The sequence below is a fragment of the Microvirga soli genome, from assembly GCF_016734765.1.
Lineage (GTDB): Bacteria > Pseudomonadota > Alphaproteobacteria > Rhizobiales > Beijerinckiaceae > Microvirga > Microvirga soli.
The window spans coordinates 1-804 of sequence record NZ_JAERQE010000163.1 but is presented as its reverse complement, the minus strand read 5'-3'; the positions used below and the strand labels follow the sequence as shown (position 1 = coordinate 804).

Annotated in this window: 1 protein-coding gene; it reads right to left on the bottom strand. The window is 60.4% G+C overall.

All coding sequences use genetic code 11. The features are described from left to right. Nucleotides 1-59 precede the first annotated feature (59 nt). Nucleotides 60-761: an IS6 family transposase gene (locus JKL45_RS29675; RefSeq protein WP_201865367.1), complete on the bottom strand. Its 702-nt coding sequence runs from the start codon at nucleotides 759-761 to the stop codon at nucleotides 60-62. Nucleotides 762-804 lie beyond the last annotated feature (43 nt).

Genomic DNA, 804 nt, shown 5'->3' with positions numbered 1-804 from the left:
GGTGTTGTCACGTTAACCCGCGTCGGGCGCATTGAGGTAAATTCGGCCTCATAACAGTTTCAAGCAGCGACATTCGCCGCGACGTTCCACGCTGCCATGGCGTTGAGGCGGTGAAGGTGGGTAGCGCGGGCGGAGCGGCGTGAGCGGGGTGGAACGAAATGGTTGCGGACGGCAGAGAACACGTTGACGAGCCTCTGCAGCCCTCCGGCAGATCGAAAGCCTTGCCTCGCCCGTTCTCGCAGGCGAAACGGGAGATGTGAATTCTCCGCTCGATTGTTGAGACCCTTGTGCGAGCGGTGTTCGACGTCTGGCATGATCTGACGCTGGGCGGCAGCGTAGGAGCCGAGCTTGTCGATGATCATTCGTCGAGGTGGGCAGCCTTGTTTCTTCAACAGCCGCTTCAGCAAGCGCTTGGCTGCCTTGGTGTCGCGTCGATCTTGGGGGATTTCGTCGAGGACATAGCCGTCCTGATCAACCGCCCGCCAGAGCCAATGCTTCTGGCCAGAGATCGTGACCACGACCTCGTCGAGATGCCAGATAGCGCGACAGCTCGGCGTCTTGCGCCTGAGGCGGTGCGCATACTCCGGTCCAAACTTCAAAGCCCAGCGGCGGACTGTCTCGTAGGAGACGATGATGCCGCGCTCGAGCAGCATCTCCTCGACCAGCCGCAGGCTCAATGGGAACCTGAAACAGAGCCAGACCGCATAGGCGATGATCTCAGGCGGAAAGCGATGGCGTTTGTAGCTGACGGACTCGATCATGCCAGCCCATCTACACCGCTCGACCTCATGTCCGGGTTAACGT